We start from the raw sequence: 592 nt of genomic DNA, 5'->3' as shown, positions 1-592 counted from the left end.
TAAAGTCTGAAGTAGTTGATGAGCCTATATTGTTTATGGATGCTATGCATCCAACTCAAGCGACAAAAGTAAGTTGTTACCAATAAATAGCATGGCCACTCATTCCAATTGGCTAAGTAGTAAACACTCGACTAGGCTTTAATTACGTTTTATCGACATGGTAATCTAAGATGGCTAGACCAAGACAAACTATCGTTAGCCTAGAAGATACACCTTACTACCACTGCTGTTCTCGTGTGGTACGTAAGGCATTCTTGTGTGGAATAGATAACTCAACGGGTGAAAATTATGAGCATCGGCGTGAATGGGTTGATTCGCGCATTCTAGAGTTAGCGACCGTCTTTGCTATTGATATCTGTGCTTATGTCGTGATGAGTAATCACTTACATGTGGTTATAAAAGTCGATGCTGACAAAGCGAAGCTGTGGTCAGATAAAGAAGTGTTTATACAGTGGCACAAAGGCTTTAAAGGCACGTTACTCACACACAAATACCTAAAAGAAGAGGAGCTTAATCAGTTTGAGCTTCAAACGGTTAATGAATGCATTACCGAATACCGTAAGCGCTTAATTGATATCAGTTGGTTTATGCG

The 592-nt window shown here is 39.9% G+C and carries 1 protein-coding gene; it reads left to right on the top strand.

The features are described from left to right. Nucleotides 1-170: 170 nt before the first annotated feature. A partial coding sequence (locus AAEZ02_RS21785) for a transposase (RefSeq protein ID WP_502959602.1) occupies nucleotides 171-592 on the top strand: 422 nt, incomplete at its 3' end.

The sequence above is a fragment of the Shewanella sp. T24-MNA-CIBAN-0130 genome (genome assembly GCF_040310185.1).
GTDB classification, from domain to species: Bacteria; Pseudomonadota; Gammaproteobacteria; order Enterobacterales; family Shewanellaceae; genus Shewanella; species Shewanella psychromarinicola.
Note: the sequence above shows the minus strand (reverse complement) of the source record. Positions and strands in the feature narration are given on the sequence as shown.